We start from the raw sequence: 18,348 nt of genomic DNA on the forward strand, positions 1-18,348 counted from the left end.
AACTCAATAAAAAACTCGAAAGATGAAAAAATTAGCAATTGCAATGATGTTGGGTATCGCAGCAATGTCTGCCTCCGCCCAGGTGAATTACAAGATGCAAGTGGCTTGCAGCCCGCAAGACGTGAAAACGTATGATACTAACCGCTTGCGCAGTAGCTTCCTGATGGAAAAAGTAATGGTTCCGAACGAAATCAACGTTACTTATTCTATGTACGATCGTCTGATCTTCGGTGGCGCAGTACCTGCAACAAAAGAATTGGTACTTGAAACAATCGACCCGTTGAAATCTAAATTCTTCCTCGAACGCCGCGAACTGGGTGTCATCAACATTGGTGGCGAAGGTATCGTAACCGTAGACGGTAAAGAATATACGCTGAAATTCAAAGATGCTCTGTACGTAGGTAGAGGCAAGCAGAAAGTGACTTTCAAGAGCAAAGATTCCAGCAATCCTGCCAAATTCTACATCAACTCGGCTACTGCCCACAAGGAATACAAGACTCAATTGATTACTATCGACGGACGTAAAGGTTCTCTGAAAGCAAACTCATTTGCTGCCGGAAAGCTGGAAGAAAGCAACGACCGCGTTATCAACCAGTTGATTGTTAACAACGTACTTGAAGAAGGCCCCTGCCAACTGCAAATGGGATTGACTGAACTGAAACCGGGTAGCGTATGGAACACCATGCCGGCACACACTCACTCTCGTCGTGTAGAAGCATACTTCTACTTCAATGTACCGGCAGGAAATGCTATCTGCCACTTCATGGGCGAACCTCAAGAAGAACGCGTCGTATGGATGCAGAACGAACAAGCTATCATGTCACCGGAATGGTCTATCCACGCTGCTGCCGGAACAAGCAACTACATGTTTATCTGGGGTATGGCAGGTGAAAACCTCGATTACGGAGACATGGACAAGATCAAATATACAGAAATGCGCTAACCGTTGCGTATTCCTGTATGACATATAATTTTTCAGACGCAGATAACGCGGATAGCACGGATCAAAAAATAAGAATCCGCATTATCCGCGTCATCTGCGTCTAAAAGATTAGACTCATTTGCTCTTGATTCACAAACTCGTTTATCTTCTTTCTGTATTACCCCCAACGTTGCAAATGATAATGCTATGAGACATTTTTATATCCTTTGAAACAAATAGCATATATAATGCAACGAATAATACATGATTTTGACCAATTTTTACAAATAAAATTCAGTCGAAATACCGACCTTTGTCAACGAAACAAAATCTATTTAAATCCATTATCATGAATGCATTTCAAAAAACAGGCGAAAAGATGACAAACTACAGATGGACCATCTGTGCTATGCTATTTTTTGCTACTACAGTTAACTATCTCGACCGTCAGGTTCTCTCATTGACGTGGGATGAATTTATCAAACCGGAATTCCACTGGGACGAATCTCACTACGGTACTATTACTTCTGTTTTCTCCATTGTATACGCTATATGTATGCTGTTTGCCGGTCGTTTTGTCGACTGGATGGGAACTAAAAAAGGATTTTTATGGGCTATCGGTGTCTGGTCGGCAGGTGCTTGTCTTCATGCCGTTTGTGGTATTGTCACAGAAGCACAAGTTGGACTTCATAGTGCAGCAGAACTGGCCGGTGCCACAGGAGATGTGGTAGTGACTATTGCTACGGTCAGTATGTACTGCTTCCTCGCCGCCCGCTGTATTCTCGCTTTAGGAGAAGCCGGTAACTTCCCTGCTGCTATTAAAGTAACTGCAGAGTACTTCCCTAAAAAAGACCGTGCTTATGCTACTTCTATCTTTAATGCCGGTGCATCTATCGGAGCATTGATCGCTCCTCTTACCATTCCTATTCTGGCAAAAATGTTCGGTTGGGAAATGGCATTTATCGTAATTGGTGGACTTGGCTTTATCTGGATGGGATTCTGGGTGTTTATGTATGATGCCCCGTCGAAAAGCAAACATGTCAATCAGGCAGAGCTTGACTACATCGAGCAAGATAATCGCGAAGCAGGCAGTGCTCCAATGACAGACGAAAAAGATGAAAAGAGAATGAAGTTCTGGCAATGTTTCAGCTACAAACAAACATGGGCCTTTGTCTTCGGTAAGTTCATGACTGACGGCGTATGGTGGTTCTTCCTTTTCTGGACTCCGTCTTATCTGAATACACAATTCGGTATCAAAACCTCCGACCCGCTAGGTATGGCGTTGATCTTTACGCTTTATGCAGTGACAATGTTATCTATCTATGGTGGTAAATTACCTACTATCTTCATCAACAGAACAGGTATGAATCCGTATGCAGCCCGTATGAAAGCGATGCTAATCTTCGCCTTCTTCCCGCTGGTTGTACTGTTAGCACAACCGTTAGGTACTGTTTCTCCATGGTTCCCGGTTATCTTAATCGGTATTGGTGGAGCTGCTCATCAATCCTGGTCGGCCAATATATTCTCTACCGTAGGCGATATGTTCCCAAGAACAGCTATTGCAAGTATCACCGGTATAGGTGGTATGGCAGGAGGCGTAGGCTCTATGATTCTTCAGAAAGTGGCAGGTAACTTGTTCGTATATGCTTCCGGAACAACGATAGTTGACGGTCATGAGGTGGAAATGACGAAAGAGTTACTCGAACAAGGGGCACAATTCGTACACCCAGCCATGACATTCATGGGCTTCGAAGGTAAACCGGCCGGATATTTCGTTATCTTCTGCGTATGTGCAGTAGCTTATCTGTTGGGTTGGGTTATCATGAAGGCATTAGTTCCGAAATACAAACCTATCGTATTGGAGTAAATCTATTCGTACAGATAGAATCGTTAAAAACAAAAGAGTAACTCGGCGACGAGTTACTCTTTTGTTTTAACCAATTATTCAAAAAAATGAAAAATGAAAAAATAAAAAAGCCTCTTCTCACGAAGAAGGCTTTTTAGGTTTACTTATCCTGCATCATCCTCCTGCAAAATTTTTAACCGAAACACTAGAAACAGTGTTTTTGCATTCCTATAATGAAGTATAGTAAACGTTAAGATGAAAAAAAGGGAAGTCTCACGACTTCCACAATTCTTCTAACCTTAAATCTAAATCTCTATGAAAAAAACGTGTTGCAAATATAGGCGTTTGTTCAACATAGAGGTGTTAATGAATTGCATAAAGAGAGAATAAAAACTAACATCTGCAAAATGATGCAATTTTTCAGAAGCTTTCTATTAATTTTAATAAACTTTTATAGAGTGGATTGCGTTCGAGGAGCTCGGGAACTCCTGTAATGAACATCTGTTTTCTTGCACGGGTCAAGGCAACATTCAGTTTCCGGTCGATCAAAACACCCTCTTCTTCCGTCAGATTGGATAGAAATTTTAGTTGGTAAGGGTAGTTGACACAGAAGGAATAGATTATTACATCACGCTCGCTTCCCTGGAACCGTTCTACTGTGTCAACCAGGATTCGGTTCAGAGCTGGAATACCTAATGATTCTATTTCTTTTTTTATCAATGCTATCTGACTCCGGTAAGGGGTAATGATTCCTAAAGTACGGGATTCGTCAAAATCTGCCTGATGATCTTCATAAATGCGAACAGCTAAGTCGGCAACAATACGTGCTTCCGAATAGTTGATCTTTGCAGACGCTCCGACCTTCTCCGGCACAGAGGGATAAAAAGCCAAACGACAGATAGTATCGGATGATTCTATTTGGTGAGGCAAGCCGACAGGGATCAGACGCCCTCCATAAAAGGCACGATTAGCAAACAAAGCAACTTCCGGATGCATTCGCCCTTGACGGCATAGCATATCGTAGGAACGATGAACCGTTGCAGTACAGTTCCGGTAGAGGCGTTCAAACAAGGAATCTTTCAAATTGGTCAACCCGATAGACAGTAAAGATTCATCATAAATAGCCGATTGCTCCGTATTTTGCTGTACCACAGCAGGCAGTTGTTTATGATCTCCGATCAACACAAACTTATCTATTGCATCTTTTCCGTCTTCTCCACGTGCACAGAGGATGCCTAACAACTGCGGTTCCAATATTTGGGTAGCCTCATCAATAATGGCTACATCGAAATGCTTCAAACGAAACAGTTCCGGTTTGCCGGAAATAGCCGCTACCGTTCCCACAATAATCCGACAATTCCGGATGCGTTCGTACACTTCCGAACGACGGTTACAAGAGGATAATTCATTTTCAATCAGATGCCCGCGGTAGGCTTCATCACATGATAATTCACTTCCCACACGTATAAAATCAACAGCCGGAGCAATGGAAGCCAGCGACTTGCATATCTCATCGACAGCCCGGTTGGTGTATGAAAGCAAAAGAATCTGCGCATCTTTATCTGCATGAAAAGTCTCTACCATTTTCTTCAGGGCACATGAAGTTTTGCCTGTTCCCGGAGGCCCGATAAGAAGGAAATAATCCTGTGCGGCTTTTGCTTTCAGGGCGATTCGCGTAAAATCGTCTTCCGAACGGGAAATCATGGAATCCAATGATTCATCAAACCGAGGAGGACGCTGTGACAGCAACAAGTCACGACGTTCCTTCCTTGCAGAAAGATAAATATATAACCCCTGATACATCGAGCGGAATGTTGTATCCATTGTATCATGTTCTATCGCATAAAGGCTTTCGGCAGGAAGTACGGATGGGTTCTGCTGGGTAGCACGTAAGCGAATACTTATTTCGTTTTCTGTCAGGTATTCAATATTACCCTTGAAAACCATTTTATTGGTGACGTTATCTGTATCGCGGTTACGTTCATAAAGGATAATGGCGTCGCCTTGACGGAAATTAGGGAGAGAAGTCTCTGTTTCAAGAGCTTCACTGCTGACAGTCTTACTTGCAGAGGCTTCATTTCCAGTAATATCATTTCCAATAGCTTTATCTCTGGTAATGTCATTTACGGCAGACTCATTCAACAAAGTTTCCCCAGGCTTTTCCTTTTTAAAGAAAGAAAAAGTAAGTCCGGCTTTATGTTCATCGGCAGCATGATTCTCCTTTATTTTCAAATCATAAATGATTTCTCCGGCCTCGCATTTCTCCGCTAATGTAGAAAGCCATAAAGAAGCTGCCCCGGTACGTCCTTCATAATCCACATCACCGGATTTTGAGGTATAAAGTTCCTTTGTAATAAAGTTGTACACCGCATAGAAGTAATTCTTTTCCAGTGGAGAAAGAGCTTTCAGTTTCGATTGAAAGTTATCAATAGAGGGACGCAGATATGTTTCCCAAAAACGTCCTTTCAATCCTCGTTCATTCAAGGTGGAGGCATTGATTTCTTCCAGTTTTTGTGCCGTATATTCCAGGCTATTTCGCAATTGGACGCCATATTCATCGGCCACAATGCGGTTACGCAAGTCAATCACCCGACGCACCATCGCCCACGAAGGACGGGAGGGATAAAGAAGCGGATAACGGGTATAAAGCAAATAGGCTTTCACTTTCCGGTGATCCATTCCCATCGAATATTGCAAGACTGCTTGATAAAGTAACATCTGTACTTTATTATTCTCCTTCGGCTCTACCTTGCCCCGGATAGCATATTCATCCGCCTTGCCGGATTTCATTTCTATGAAAGAAGACATATCCCGCTGCATATAATCGAGACGTCCCTGAAGTCCGAGTGCTTCACAGATATAAGACGGTTCGAGCACGGCATCCGTCTTGTCCAGTTCATAACCGGCTGCATGAAAGGTATCATTGACCGTTTCACGAATATGATCGAAGTGCAGTTTGCAGTCCTCAAAGAATTGGCGTTCTTTCTCTTTGTCGCGCAAATCGGAACAGGCAGCCAATTCAATAGGATAACGCCGGAAGGCTTTCTGCATACAGGTACGATAATCTATGTCTTCACTCTTCGCATGAATCCATTCGTCCAGGAAAAGATTGGCTATATTTCCCAGTAACAGAGGGCGGGCATTTTCGATCGGTTGAAGGCGGGAAAGAAAATAATTAGCCGGATGATGCCCGTAATCACGGAAACATTCTGCCAAAGAACTGATGTCAAGTAAATAATCCGGTTCGAGTACAATGAAAGAAGGAGTCAGGATTCCCGCCTCATCCACTGCAACATCCAATAAATTGACCTGGGCATGACGCCAAAGCAGTTTGCATGTTTCTGCAAACTCTTCATTGATTTGAGGGATATTATAACGAACTAAATATGGTTTCTCCGAGACTTCATCCAAGGGAGTCACATACAAATATTGCTCGTCGGCATACTGGAAGCAGACACGCATCCGCTGCACCCGTTCGCGGGCAGGAGGCGCAACCAGGTAAGTGGCATCCGCACGCGGAAGTAGCCGGTATAGTTCCAAGGGAATATCCTCTTCCAGGAGTTTACGAATAAAGAAAGCTAATGTTTTCGCATCGCGCAAGAGTTGTTCCCGGTTGGGCTCCTGCTGGCGGTTTAAGATAGCATTCGAAGTGAGCCGGAAAGTATGCAACCGGTTCTGCTCTGCAACAGAAAGACCAACCTTAGCCGCCACGAAGCTAATTCGTGCGGAAAGGTCGGTCATCTGTAAACTTTCGTTTTGCATTTGCGCGCGACAAATACGCTCCAGCAAGTCGCGCATTTGCTTATATCCTACGGCAAGATAAGCATCTTCCGCCCGGCAAACTGCTAAAAGGATTTCATAAGATTCTATCGCTTCACTCTTCGGACAGGGCAACTTCATCTCCAGCTTCATCTTCAACTTCCTCTTCTGTTTTCTTCTTGTCCTTTATCATCAAAATACTCATCTCGTACAGCAGATAAAGCGGAATAGCAACAACACTCAAGGTGAACGGGTCGCCCGTCGGAGTAATAATAGCAGCAGCTATCACTATGACGACAACCGCATGACGACGATATTTCCGCAGGAAGGACTTGTTGACCACTCCCAATAAAGAAAGCAGCCATGTAACCAATGGAAGTTCAAAAGCTAATCCCATGCAGAGAATCAGCATCATAAAATTGTCAATATAAGAATTGAGTGACAAGATATTCTCTACTTCCGAGCTCAACTGATAAGTAGAAAGGAAACGGAGAGTCAACGGATAAACCATAAAGTAGCCCAGCAGTACACCGATGAAGAACATCACTGTTCCGATAGTCAATGCTTTACGCACCCCCTGTCTCTCATTCGGATAAAGGGCGGGATTGATGAAACGCCATATTTCAAAAAAGATATAAGGCATAGCCGTCACCACCGACATCCAGAATGCTGTCGACATGTGAATAAAGAAAGGAGCAGCCAAGTTGATATTGACCAGCTTCACATAAAATTGTTGCGTGAAGAAGTCATCGGTCAAATCAAATGTTTTACCGATATGCCGTAATAAATCGTAGAATATGAAATCATTGTGGCAAGGCGCAAGTATTACATGGTCGAAGAGGTAGGGCATAGCAATAAAATAGCCTATTGCCAATACAAACCAAACTCCAACTACCCGAAAAAGTACCTTACGCAATTCGTCCAAATGATCCCAAAAGGTCATTTCTGCCATCCGTATGTTGTGCTCTTTTAGTTCTTAGAAGGATCTACAGGTTTGTCCAACTCGTCTTTAGCCTTGTTTATTTCATCTTTCGCTTCGTTTACACCGTCTTTGAAGCTCTTTACGCCTTTGCCTAATCCGCGCATCAGTTCAGGAATTTTCTTTCCACCAAAAAGAAGAAGGATAACCAAAGCGATAATAATCCATTCGGAACCACTGGGCAAAAAGCCTAACAATAATAAGTTTGTCATAAGTTTATTTGATATAAGAGGTTTTTAATAGTTGCTGCAAATATAATCATTTTCACCACAGATTACATGGATTCACACAGATTTATAGCTTATCTTTCGATTTATTGCTACTATATATTCTCTTCAATCTGTGTGAATCCGTGTAATCTGTGGTGAATTAATCCTGATAATATACCCGTTTCACCCGTGTCGATATACTTGTCAACACTTCATAAGGAATCGTTTCCAGCTTATCGGACAACACCGTAATCGGCAGATCATCACCGAAGATGATAGCCTGATCGCCTTCCCGACAATCAATATCCGTCACATCAATCATGCAGACGTCCATACAGATATTCCCCACATAAGGAGCTTTCTTTCCGTTCACCAGGCAATAGGCGTTGCCGCGTCCCAAGTGGCGGTTCAGTCCATCCGCATAACCGATAGGAATAGCTGCAATGCGTGAAGGGCGTACCAAATGCCCCATCCGGCTATATCCTACCGTATCTTCTTGAGGAACATCCCGGATCTGAAGGATGGTGGTCTTGAGCGTACTTACATTATGTATTATCGAATTGTCTATCGGGCTGACTCCATAAAGTCCGATTCCCAAGCGCACCATATCGTACTGTGCTTCGGGGAAACGCTCGATTCCTGCCGTATTACAGATATGACGGAGAATCTTATGAGAGAAGGCGGCCTGCAATTCTTGCGAACCTTTCTCGAACAATTCAATCTGTCCGCGGGTGAAAGCGTCGAACTGTGACGAATCACTTCCTACAAAATGAGAGAATACCGAACGGGGAATCACCGCGCTCTGATTCTTCAGACGACGGATAAGCAATGGAATATCCTCTACCGCAAAGCCCAAACGGTGCATACCTGTATCAAGTTTCACATGAATGGGGAAGTTGGTGATTCCTTCTTTCTCCGCAGCTTTGATGAGTGCGTCGAGCAGATGGAAATTATAGACTTCCGGTTCCAGTTTATAATCAAACATGGTTTTGAATGCAGTAAGTTCCGGGTCCATAATGATAATAGAGGCGGTAATGCCTGCCTTGCGGAGTTCGGAACCTTCGTCAGCAACGGCTACAGCCAGATAATCAACATGGTGTTCCTGTAAACTCTTGGCAATTTCATACGAACCGGCTCCGTAAGCTGATGCTTTCACCATACAGATCATCTTTGTTTCCGGATGGCGAAGCATAGAACGGTAATGGTTCAAGTTGGCTACCATCGCCCCGAGATTTACTTCAAGAATGGTTTCATGCACCTTCAATTCGAGGGCTTCGGATACCAAATCAAAGTTGAACACGCGGGAACCTTTCACCAGAATCACTTCCGAATGAAGCGATTTAAGTATATTGGATGCAAGGAGTGCTTCTGTATTAGGGAAGAAGTAGCGTTCGAGATCATCATCAAAACGAGCGGAACAAGAAGATATCTCCTGCCCTACACCAATCAGTTTATTAATCCCTTTGCTCTGTACCAATTGTGCTACACGCCGATAAAGCGTAGCGGTACTTTGTCCGGTTTCCAGTATATCCGACAGGATAAGCGTCCGTTTCAAGCCTTTCTTTTCCGAGCGGCGTACAAGGAAATCGAGAGCAATATCCAATGATGCCAGGTCTGAATTGTAGCTATCATTAATCAGTACACAGTTATTCTTCCCCTCTTTCACCTCCAGACGCATGGCAATCGGTTCGAGACGGGCCATCCGCTCGGTTATCTGGTCGGCAGGTGTCATCAGGTAAAGACAAGCTGCCAGACAATTCAGTGCATTTTCAATGGAAGCGTCATCGATGAAAGGGATACAGAAAGTATTATCCATCTCCAGATAACGATAAGATATAACGGTATGATCTTCTTTCTTGGTCACACGGCTGATATACAACGGGCGTTCAATGTCGGTACGGCTCCAAGCAATCTCACGTGCCGTCAGCATTGATTTTGCGACACAATTACTGATTAACTCGTTATCACCATTGTAAATCACGACATCACAGTCTTTGAAAAGCGTCAGCTTTTCCATGCATTTCTCCTGCAAGGAGAAGAAGTTTTCCTGATGGGCACCACCGATATTGGTCAGAATACCAATAGTAGGCTTAATCATTCGTTTCAAAGCTCCCATCTCCCCCATCTCGGAAATGCCGGCTTCGAAAATACCCAGTTCGGCTTCTTCAGAAAGTTGCCACACAGAAAGTGGGACTCCGATCTGCGAATTATAACTGCGTGGAGAACGAACGATGCAACGATCCGGGCTAAGCAACTGGTGCAACCACTCCTTCACAATGGTTTTTCCATTACTGCCGGTGATACCGATCACAGGGATCTTAAATTTATCACGATGTGTTTCGGCAAGCTTCTGCAAAGCTTTCAGAGGATTGGGAACGATGAGGAAGTTGAGAGTTGAGAGTTGAGAATTGAGAGTGGGCTGCGCACCATCATGCTGCATAGAACTCTCAACTCTCAACTCTCCATTCTCAACTTCTTTAAAGTCTTCTTCCGTAATTACAAAATTACGTACGCCCCGGTCATATAAATCGGGGATATAACGGGCTCCGCTGTTTCGTTTGGTAGTTAAAGCAAAAAAAAGAGTTTCTTCCGGAAAACTCAAAGAGCGGCTGTCTGTTAGCAGCCAATCAATAGTCGCTTTATGTTTGCCCACACGGCGGGCACCGATACTTTTGGCTATGGATTCAATCGCATATGACATAGTTCTGTTTCTTTTTGAAAATCTAAGTACGGGTATTTTCCAATAAGTCGTTCTATTTTTAACACTATTTGTCCTAAAAAGCGTTGATACGCTTCTGACTCGGGATGAAAGGGTTTGTGCGCCAAGTCCCGGCGGATGTCTTGCACAGCTACGATAATCTGCTTTGTTTCAGGAGAAAAGAAGGTTTCGGAGAAGCGTTCCCACAGGTAACGAATCGCCAGAGGAGACGGATGCAACATATCGTCGGCATAGAAGCGATAATCACGTAATTCGTCCAATATGATTTCATAAGAGGGGAAATAGAACACTCGTTCCGGGAACAGTTGTTGCAATCGGTCGATGGCGAGTAGCAGAGTCGATTTGCTTAACTGGTTGGCGTGCATCCCGTCGCGTATATGACGGATCGGGCTGACTGTAAACAGCCATTTTAGATCCGGATTCCGGGCGGCCATTTCGGTGATGAGTGCTGTATAATCTTCTACAATTTCTTCAACAGACAGAAGCCTACGATTAAATTTATTCTCAGGCAGTTTATGACAGTTAGACACTACCTTTCCCGTTTCTTTCTGCTCATAAACATAAGCAGTTCCAAAAGTCAACATCAGCCAGTCAAGTTTTTGCATAGCCTGATGAACTTGTAACAGCCGAATATTGATATTCTGCAATGTACTTTCCAAGGTAGGTCCAGAAAAAAGACCATGATGCATAGGACTATGCCAAAGGTCATTATGGAAAAACAAGTCACCCTTCTTATATACTTTTCTTTTTAAGATTTCAATCAGAACAGCAGAAAGAGAAGAAGGGTTGTAAAGAATACCAAAAGGATTCAAATCTAATTGAAATTTGGCATCTTTCAAAAAATTCCCTACATTTTGGACAAAGCAAGATCCCATCATGAGTATTTGTCCGGCATGAGTAATAGGCGGTAAACCAACAGGTAACTCTATTTGTGTACGGAAATCCATATTATTTTCTCTTTAAAAATTTCAAACTATTCTCCAAGCACTACCCAATACCCATATCGTTTGCTTCCTACGCGTTTTAATAAGCCCAACTCCTGTAAACGTGCCAAGTTATATTTTATACCATCGACTGTTATACCTTCAATATGACTATTTAAATCCGCCCGTGTGGCCTCCGGATGTTCTCTTAGATAACTTAAAATCATATTTTGGGCTTCTGTTAATTTCTGGGTAGTGTATTGGGTAGTAGATTGGGTAGTATGTTGGGTAGTATGTTGGGTAGTATATTGAGCCGGTCTTCGTTCATTATCGGCACTATCTTCCATATTTATATTCTCCTGATAGTTCTTTTTAATAAACTGTACTTGAAAAGACAAACCAACCTCCTTCCAACATAAATCAATTTCAGGATAAGATTTCATTTCTTCAGCCACCATTTTCAATCCATTACCCCATTGGTCAATGATGCCAAGTCTTTTAAACACAGGAGCTATTACTTTATTTCTTGCATCTGATTGGCGGCTCTCCATTGCCGAATAATCAATAGAGGGTGGTAAAAGACCAGGACTTGTGATCTCAACCATATCATCATATATGGCAACTTTGACATCTTTTCCTGTCAGAGAATAATCTCTATGTACAATCGCATTACGGATAATCTCCCTTATTGCCTTCACTGGATACTCCCAACGTGAAACCGTATATACTCCCTCTATATTTGCTGCTTTATTAATATGCCGAAGTACAAAGTTATAAGTTTCTTCCGCCTGTAACCCAATGTGGACAATAATGCTTTTTTGATCTAAAAACTCTTCCGTTCCTGTCCCTTTGAAACGGGCACATTCAACTTTGGCATTCGGAAACATAGAATTACGCAAATTATCATCCGAAAATAGAAGTAAAGCTTTTGTAGGATATTCTTTATCCTGTTCAGTCTTAACCAATTCCAGTTTACGAAGTACTTGAATATTTAAATCTTCACCTGTTTTCTCTTTGTAGAGTAACTTAAACCCACTTATATCCAATTCATCTGCGGACTTATCCATGACAACCTCACTATCAAAAGAAATATTTCTCCGTCTCCGCTCTAACTCTGCAATAATTGTTTCATCAGCTAGTTTATTGGTTGAACCAACCCTAATATAAGTTCCTTTCAGCTTCCCTTTATCTTTAAGATAGTAAGGGGGCATACTTCCACGATAAATACACACTTTAATAAGGTGTTTGTCCTCTATAGTTAAAAAAGAGACTTCAGGTAATATAATCGGATAACATCTATCATATATTAAATTACTAATTTGCTCTTCAATACGAGGTAATTCTTCTTCTGACAACCCTATTATCTGTCGCGGGTTATCATTGATACCTATATAAATTTCACCTCCCGCATCATTGGCAAAAGCCACTACAGTTTTTGCTAAATCAGAATTTGTAGGAAGCTCACCTTTAAATTCTAAACGCCGACCTTCAGACTGGTTTATAAGTTCATTAATAGACATCTATTGAATATATTGTTTTTTAAACTTTTTCTCGAAGCAAAAGTACAATAAAGATATGACAAATAATTGGAGAAGCAAAAGAACTTTCTTATCTTTGTCTTTATCTGATAATCAAACCAACAAACTGCAAAATATAATTATCCATAATATGAATAACATACAAGTTAGCCTAAAAGCAGATAACCAAAACGGAATACTATCCATACAAGGAGTTGATTTATTTAGTATCATAGATACCGACTGGAACTGGAACAATATTTCATTCATACAAATCAGCTATCAATGAATATTTCTAATCAATTATTGGATGAAATAGCCAAAGAGTGCCAACCATTATTTAAAGGAATAAAACAAGAAGACATACATGTAAAATGATTAGTTCATTGATAAAAAGTAACCATTTAGATTAACTGGATAGTTAACCTACTCTCATTTATTCATTTATTATTGGTACTACAGACTGATTAGACAGTAGGAAACAAAATAAGTTTTTCGCCGAAAAGGAGGTCGAATATACTTTCTTTTCGTATTTTTGCACTAAATTTCCTAGAATCATGAATAGTGAACCAACATATAACTTGTTAAACTCCATCAATTACCCCGAAGACCTACGTAAACTAACCGTAGAGCAACTGCCGGAAGTATGCGGTGAACTAAGGCAAGACATTATTAAAGAACTCTGCTGCAACCCCGGACACTTCGCCGCCAGCCTGGGAACCGTGGAACTAACCGTAGCTCTGCACTACGTCTACAATACACCATACGACCGTATTGTATGGGACGTGGGACATCAGGCATACGGCCACAAAATTCTGACAGGACGCCGTGAAGCATTTTCCACAAACAGGAAACTCGGAGGAATCCGCCCTTTCCCATCTCCGGAAGAAAGCGAATATGATACTTTCACGTGCGGACACGCTTCCAATTCTATTTCTGCCGCTCTCGGTATGGCTGTCGCAGCCGCCCGGAAAGGAGACGCCAAACGCCATGTAGTAGCCATTATCGGCGACGGATCAATGAGTGGCGGACTGGCTTTTGAAGGACTGAACAACGCATCTGCCACGTCGAACAACCTGCTCATTATCCTGAATGACAATGATATGGCAATCGACCGCAGCGTAGGAGGCATGAAGCAGTATCTTTTCAACTTAACGACTTCCAACCGCTATAATCAGCTACGTTTCAAGCTCTCGCGCATGCTGTTCAAGCTTGGCATTTTAAACGAAGAACGCCGCAAAGCACTCATCCGTTTCGGAAATAGCCTGAAATCAATGGCGGCACAGCAACAGAATATTTTTGAAGGGATGAATATCCGTTACTTCGGTCCGATAGACGGACACGACGTAAAGAACCTGGCAAGAGTATTACGTGATATCAAAGATATGCAAGGACCTAAAATCCTGCACCTGCACACTATCAAAGGAAAAGGATTCGGTCCGGCAGAGAAACACGCTACCGAATGGCATGCTCCCGGCAAATTCGATCCCGTCACCGGCGAACGTTTCATTGCCAACACCGAAGGAATGCCCCCGCTTTTCCAGGACGTATTCGGAAATACACTGGTGGAACTTGCCGAAGCCAACCCGAAGATTGTCGGTGTCACTCCCGCCATGCCCAGCGGCTGTTCGATGAATATACTGATGGAGAAAATGCCGAAACGCGCTTTCGATGTCGGCATTGCCGAAGGACATGCGGTTACCTTCTCCGGAGGGATGGCTAAAGACGGACTGCAACCGTTCTGCAATATCTATTCTTCTTTTATGCAACGGGCGCATGATAATATCATCCACGACGTAGCGATTCAGAATCTTCCTGTTGTTTTGTGTCTCGACCGCGCCGGACTGGTTGGCGAAGACGGTCCTACTCACCACGGAGCTTTTGATATGGCATGTTTACGCCCGATCCCTAATCTGACTATCAGTTCCCCCATGGACGAACACGAATTACGTCGCCTGATGTATACGGCACAATTGCCGGACAAGGGACCGTTCGTGATCCGCTACCCCCGTGGACGCGGTGTACTGGTAGACTGGAAATGTCCGCTGGAAGAAATTCCGGTAGGAAAAGGACGGAAACTGAAAGAGGGTAGCGACCTTGCAGTGATTACTATCGGACCGATAGGAAACGTAGCCACCCGTGCCATCACCCGGGCAGAAGCAGATTTAGGTCTGTCCATCGCCCATTACGATTTACGATTCCTGAAACCGCTGGATGAAGAGTTGTTGCATGAGGCAGGACGCAAATTCCAACGTATCCTGACCATCGAAGACGGAATTATCAAAGGCGGTATGGGTAGCGCTGTCCTCGAATTTATGGCAGACAACGAATACAAACCGACCGTGAAGCGTATCGGTATCCCTAATATATTTGTAGAACATGGGGCAGTCGCCGAACTATACCAACTGTGCGGCATGGATGAAGAAGGGATTCTGACTAAAATAAAAGAATTTATCAATTGACATGAAGATTATTATTGCCGGTGCCGGCAACGTAGGCACCCATTTGGCCAAACTGTTATCGCGCGAAAAGCAAGATATTATCTTGATGGATGATGACGAAGAGAAACTAAGTGCTCTTAGCGCCAACTTTGACTTGCTGACTGTTGCCGCTTCTCCTTCTTCCATCTCCGGATTGAAAGAAGTGGGCGTCAAAGAAGCCGACCTGTTTATCGCAGTCACACCGGACGAAAGCCGCAACATGACTGCCTGTATGCTGGCCACCAACCTGGGAGCCAAAAAGACAGTGGCGCGTATCGACAACTATGAATATCTTCTACCCAAAAATAAAGAGTTTTTCCAGAAGCTGGGAGTAGATTCGCTGATTTACCCGGAAATGCTGGCTGCTAAAGAAATCGTATCTTCCATGCGCATGAGCTGGGTACGCCAATGGTGGGAATTCTGTGGAGGTTCGCTGGTTCTGATTGGTACGAAGATGCGCGAAAAGGCTGAAATCCTGAATATACCGCTGCACCAATTAGGCGGTCCCAACATTCCTTACCATGTAGTAGCCATCAAACGCGGAACGGAAACGATTATCCCTCGCGGAGACGATGTTATTAAATTGCATGATATTGTTTATTTCACCACTACCCGCAAATACATTCCTTATATACGTAAGATAGCCGGCAAAGAAGACTATGCCGACGTACGCAATGTAATGATTATGGGAGGTAGCCGTATCGCAGTCCGTACCGCACAATATGTACCGGACTATATGCAGGTGAAAATAGTGGATAATGACCTGAACCGTTGCAACCGCCTGACAGAGCTACTGGATGACAAAACAATGATTATCAACGGAGACGGTCGCGACATGGACCTGCTTATCGAAGAAGGGCTAAAGAATACCGAAGCATTTGTAGCCTTGACCGGCAACTCGGAAACGAATATCCTGGCCTGTCTCGCCGCCAAACGTATGGGAGTGGAAAAGACGGTGGCAGAAGTGGAGAACATCGACTATATCGGTATGGCAGAGAGTCTTGACATCGGCACAGTTATCAATAAAAAAATGATTGCTGCCAGCCATATCTACCAAATGATGCTGGACGCCGACGTGTCTAATGTGAAATGCCTGACTTTTGCCAATGCGGACGTTGCAGAATTCACCGTACCGGAAGGGGCCAAAATAACCAAACACCTGATTAAAGACCTGGGACTTCCCAAAGGCACCACCATCGGAGGAATGATCCGTAACGGAGAAGGTATCCTGGTGACAGGTGATACGCAAATCCGCCCCGGCGACCATGTAGTCGTATTCTGCCTAAGCATGATGATTAAAAAGATTGAGAAGTTCTTTAACTAAGTATTAACAAATACTTGTATATGATTAACTCGAAGATGATATTCCGGATTCTGGGTTTTCTGCTTCTGATAGAAACAGTTATGCTATTATGTTGTGGGGGTGTTTCTCTTTTTTATAAGGAGAATGACTTGCAGAGTTTTCTGGTTTCATCGGCTATTACCACTAGCATCGGTATTCTGTTGCTCGCCATCGGGAAAGACGCAGTGAAATCCCTGAATCGCCGTGATGGATATGTCATAGTCAGTGTAGCATGGGTCACCTTTTCCCTTTTCGGAATGTTACCTTATTATATAGGAGGGTATATTCCAAGTGTTACGGATGCATTTTTTGAAACGATGTCCGGGTTCAGCAGTACGGGTGCCACCATCTTGAATAATATAGAGTCAATGCCTCATGGAATACTTTTTTGGCGGGCTATGACGCAATGGATAGGCGGTTTGGGTATTGTATTCTTCACCATTGCCGTTCTACCGATTTTCGGTGTGGGTGGAATTCAGGTGTTCGCAGCAGAAGCCAGCGGTCCTACTCATGACAAAGTGCATCCCCGTATTGGTATCACTGCCAAATGGATTTGGGGTATTTATGCCGGAATGACAGGAACATTGATTGTCTTATTAGTATTTGGAGGTATGAGTGTGTTTGACAGTATATGCCATGCTTTCACGACAACCAGCACTGGCGGATTTTCTACCAAACAAGCAAGTATCGAATATTATCACTCACCCTATATAGATTATGTAATCTCTATTTTCATGTTTCTTTCGGGCATCAACTTCACGCTATTACTGTTGATGTTCAATGGAAAAATAAAGAAGTTCATTCATGATGCAGAGCTAAAGTTCTATTTCTGGTGTGTCTCTTTCTTTACTATATTTATTGCAGTCTGGCTTCATCAGACTTCTTCTATGGAGATAGAAGAAGCGTTCCGTAAATCTCTTTTCCAAGTGATTTCCTTGCAAACTTCTACGGGATTTGCCACAGCCGATTATATGCTTTGGCCTTCTATCCTTTGGGGATGCCTTCTAATAGTGATGATAATCGGAGCCTGTGCCGGCAGTACAACAGGAGGTATAAAATGTATTCGTATGGTTATCCTGTTTCAGGTTGTGAAAAACGAATTCAAACATATTCTTCACCCTAATGCCGTGCTCCCGGTGCGAGTTAACAAACAGGTTATTTCTCCTTCCATCCAGTCTACAGTATTGGCCTTTACTTTTTTATATGCAGTCATCGCTATCATCAGCATACTTATCATGATGGGGCTGGGAGTCGGTTTTCTGGAATCAATCGGAACGGTTATCTCAAGTATGGGTAATATGGGACCGGGACTCGGTACATGCGGCCCGGCTTTTTCATGGAGTCAATTGCCTGATGCCGCCAAATGGCTGCTTTCTTTTTTAATGCTCTTGGGACGTTTGGAATTGTTTACAGTATTACTACTTTTCACTTCCGATTTCTGGAAAAAGAATTAAGAATTCAATAAAGGTAGTCTCTTTAATGCAAAAGCTACAATAAGACATACATTATCAAGCTATTACAAAGAGTACTTATCTATTCATATATTCTCAACGATACTCACTGTAATGAGAAAAAATACTCATCGCAATGAGAAAAAGTTCTCATTATAGTGAGAATTCTTTCTCATTACGGTGAGTATTCTATCGTATTTT

General features: G+C 43.0%; 12 protein-coding genes. 6 read left to right on the plus strand and 6 right to left on the minus strand.

Annotated elements, in window-relative coordinates:
- Window positions 1-22 precede the first annotated feature (22 nt).
- Window positions 23-943: a 5-dehydro-4-deoxy-D-glucuronate isomerase gene (kduI, locus tag DW862_RS01650; protein ID WP_004301501.1), complete on the plus strand. Its 921-nt coding sequence runs from the start codon at window positions 23-25 to the stop codon at window positions 941-943.
- 328 nt (window positions 944-1,271) lie between these two features.
- Window positions 1,272-2,789, plus strand: coding sequence for an MFS transporter (locus tag DW862_RS01655; RefSeq protein WP_004309406.1), 1,518 nt, complete (start codon window positions 1,272-1,274; stop codon window positions 2,787-2,789).
- Between the two features lie 399 nt (window positions 2,790-3,188).
- On the opposite strand, the gene DW862_RS01660 is transcribed toward DW862_RS01655, so the two are convergent.
- From DW862_RS01660 to DW862_RS01685, 6 genes are all read right to left on the minus strand, one after another.
- On the minus strand, window positions 3,189-6,680 hold the full coding sequence (locus DW862_RS01660; RefSeq protein WP_120067177.1) for an AAA domain-containing protein: 3,492 nt from the start codon (window positions 6,678-6,680) through the stop codon (window positions 3,189-3,191).
- The gene (gene tatC / locus DW862_RS01665) at window positions 6,643-7,479 is read right to left on the minus strand and encodes a twin-arginine translocase subunit TatC (protein ID WP_165861868.1); all 837 of its coding nucleotides are present in this window, start codon (window positions 7,477-7,479) and stop codon (window positions 6,643-6,645) included. Before tatC ends, DW862_RS01660 begins: the two co-directional genes overlap by 38 nt.
- Before the next feature lie 17 nt (window positions 7,480-7,496).
- The gene (gene tatA / locus DW862_RS01670) at window positions 7,497-7,718 is read right to left on the minus strand and encodes a twin-arginine translocase TatA/TatE family subunit (RefSeq protein ID WP_004301497.1); all 222 of its coding nucleotides are present in this window, start codon (window positions 7,716-7,718) and stop codon (window positions 7,497-7,499) included.
- Window positions 7,719-7,875: 157 nt separating this feature from the next.
- Complete coding sequence (locus DW862_RS01675) at window positions 7,876-10,416, minus strand: bifunctional UDP-N-acetylmuramoyl-tripeptide:D-alanyl-D-alanine ligase/alanine racemase (RefSeq protein WP_049701911.1); 2,541 nt, start codon at window positions 10,414-10,416, stop codon at window positions 7,876-7,878.
- Window positions 10,392-11,381 (minus strand): GSCFA domain-containing protein, encoded by a 990-nt coding sequence (locus DW862_RS01680; protein ID WP_120067178.1) that lies wholly within the window; start codon window positions 11,379-11,381, stop codon window positions 10,392-10,394. Before DW862_RS01680 ends, DW862_RS01675 begins: the two co-directional genes overlap by 25 nt.
- Window positions 11,382-11,407: 26 nt before the next feature.
- Window positions 11,408-12,877 (minus strand): RNA-binding domain-containing protein, encoded by a 1,470-nt coding sequence (locus DW862_RS01685; RefSeq protein WP_120067179.1) that lies wholly within the window; start codon window positions 12,875-12,877, stop codon window positions 11,408-11,410.
- Between the two features lie 148 nt (window positions 12,878-13,025).
- Between DW862_RS01685 and DW862_RS25745 the strand changes: the two genes are divergently transcribed.
- From DW862_RS25745 to DW862_RS01705, 4 genes are all read left to right on the plus strand, one after another.
- The gene (locus DW862_RS25745; protein WP_153882607.1) at window positions 13,026-13,163 is read left to right on the plus strand and encodes a hypothetical protein; all 138 of its coding nucleotides are present in this window, start codon (window positions 13,026-13,028) and stop codon (window positions 13,161-13,163) included.
- Between the two features lie 268 nt (window positions 13,164-13,431).
- Window positions 13,432-15,336 (plus strand): 1-deoxy-D-xylulose-5-phosphate synthase, encoded by a 1,905-nt coding sequence (dxs, locus tag DW862_RS01695; RefSeq protein WP_049701907.1) that lies wholly within the window; start codon window positions 13,432-13,434, stop codon window positions 15,334-15,336.
- Between the two features lies 1 nt (window position 15,337).
- A complete protein-coding gene (gene trkA, locus DW862_RS01700; RefSeq protein WP_004305310.1) occupies window positions 15,338-16,678 on the plus strand; it encodes a Trk system potassium transporter TrkA in 1,341 nt (446 codons plus the stop codon).
- Between the two features lie 20 nt (window positions 16,679-16,698).
- Window positions 16,699-18,150, plus strand: a complete 1,452-nt coding sequence (locus DW862_RS01705; protein ID WP_087321471.1) for a TrkH family potassium uptake protein — start codon at window positions 16,699-16,701, stop codon at window positions 18,148-18,150.
- Window positions 18,151-18,348 lie beyond the last annotated feature (198 nt).

The sequence above is a fragment of the Bacteroides sp. AM37-9 genome, assembly GCF_003603455.1.
Taxonomy (GTDB): Bacteria; Bacteroidota; Bacteroidia; order Bacteroidales; family Bacteroidaceae; genus Bacteroides; species Bacteroides xylanisolvens.

Bases quoted from the DNA above. Each gene is read 5' to 3' on its own strand.
- DW862_RS01675 (WP_049701911.1), bottom strand. From the start codon at position 10,416: ATGTCATATGCGATTGAATCCATAGCCAAAAGTATCGGTGCCCGCCGT.
- dxs (WP_049701907.1), top strand. From the start codon at position 13,432: ATGAATAGTGAACCAACATATAACTTGTTAAACTCCATCAATTACCCC.
- tatC (WP_165861868.1), bottom strand. From the start codon at position 7,479: ATGGCAGAAATGACCTTTTGGGATCATTTGGACGAATTGCGTAAGGTA.
- kduI (WP_004301501.1), top strand. From the start codon at position 23: ATGAAAAAATTAGCAATTGCAATGATGTTGGGTATCGCAGCAATGTCT.
- trkA (WP_004305310.1), top strand. From the start codon at position 15,338: ATGAAGATTATTATTGCCGGTGCCGGCAACGTAGGCACCCATTTGGCC.
- DW862_RS01660 (WP_120067177.1), bottom strand. From the start codon at position 6,680: ATGAAGCTGGAGATGAAGTTGCCCTGTCCGAAGAGTGAAGCGATAGAA.
- tatA (WP_004301497.1), bottom strand. From the start codon at position 7,718: ATGACAAACTTATTATTGTTAGGCTTTTTGCCCAGTGGTTCCGAATGG.
- DW862_RS01680 (WP_120067178.1), bottom strand. From the start codon at position 11,381: ATGGATTTCCGTACACAAATAGAGTTACCTGTTGGTTTACCGCCTATT.
- DW862_RS25745 (WP_153882607.1), top strand. From the start codon at position 13,026: ATGAATAACATACAAGTTAGCCTAAAAGCAGATAACCAAAACGGAATA.
- DW862_RS01705 (WP_087321471.1), top strand. From the start codon at position 16,699: ATGATTAACTCGAAGATGATATTCCGGATTCTGGGTTTTCTGCTTCTG.
- DW862_RS01685 (WP_120067179.1), bottom strand. From the start codon at position 12,877: ATGTCTATTAATGAACTTATAAACCAGTCTGAAGGTCGGCGTTTAGAA.
- DW862_RS01655 (WP_004309406.1), top strand. From the start codon at position 1,272: ATGAATGCATTTCAAAAAACAGGCGAAAAGATGACAAACTACAGATGG.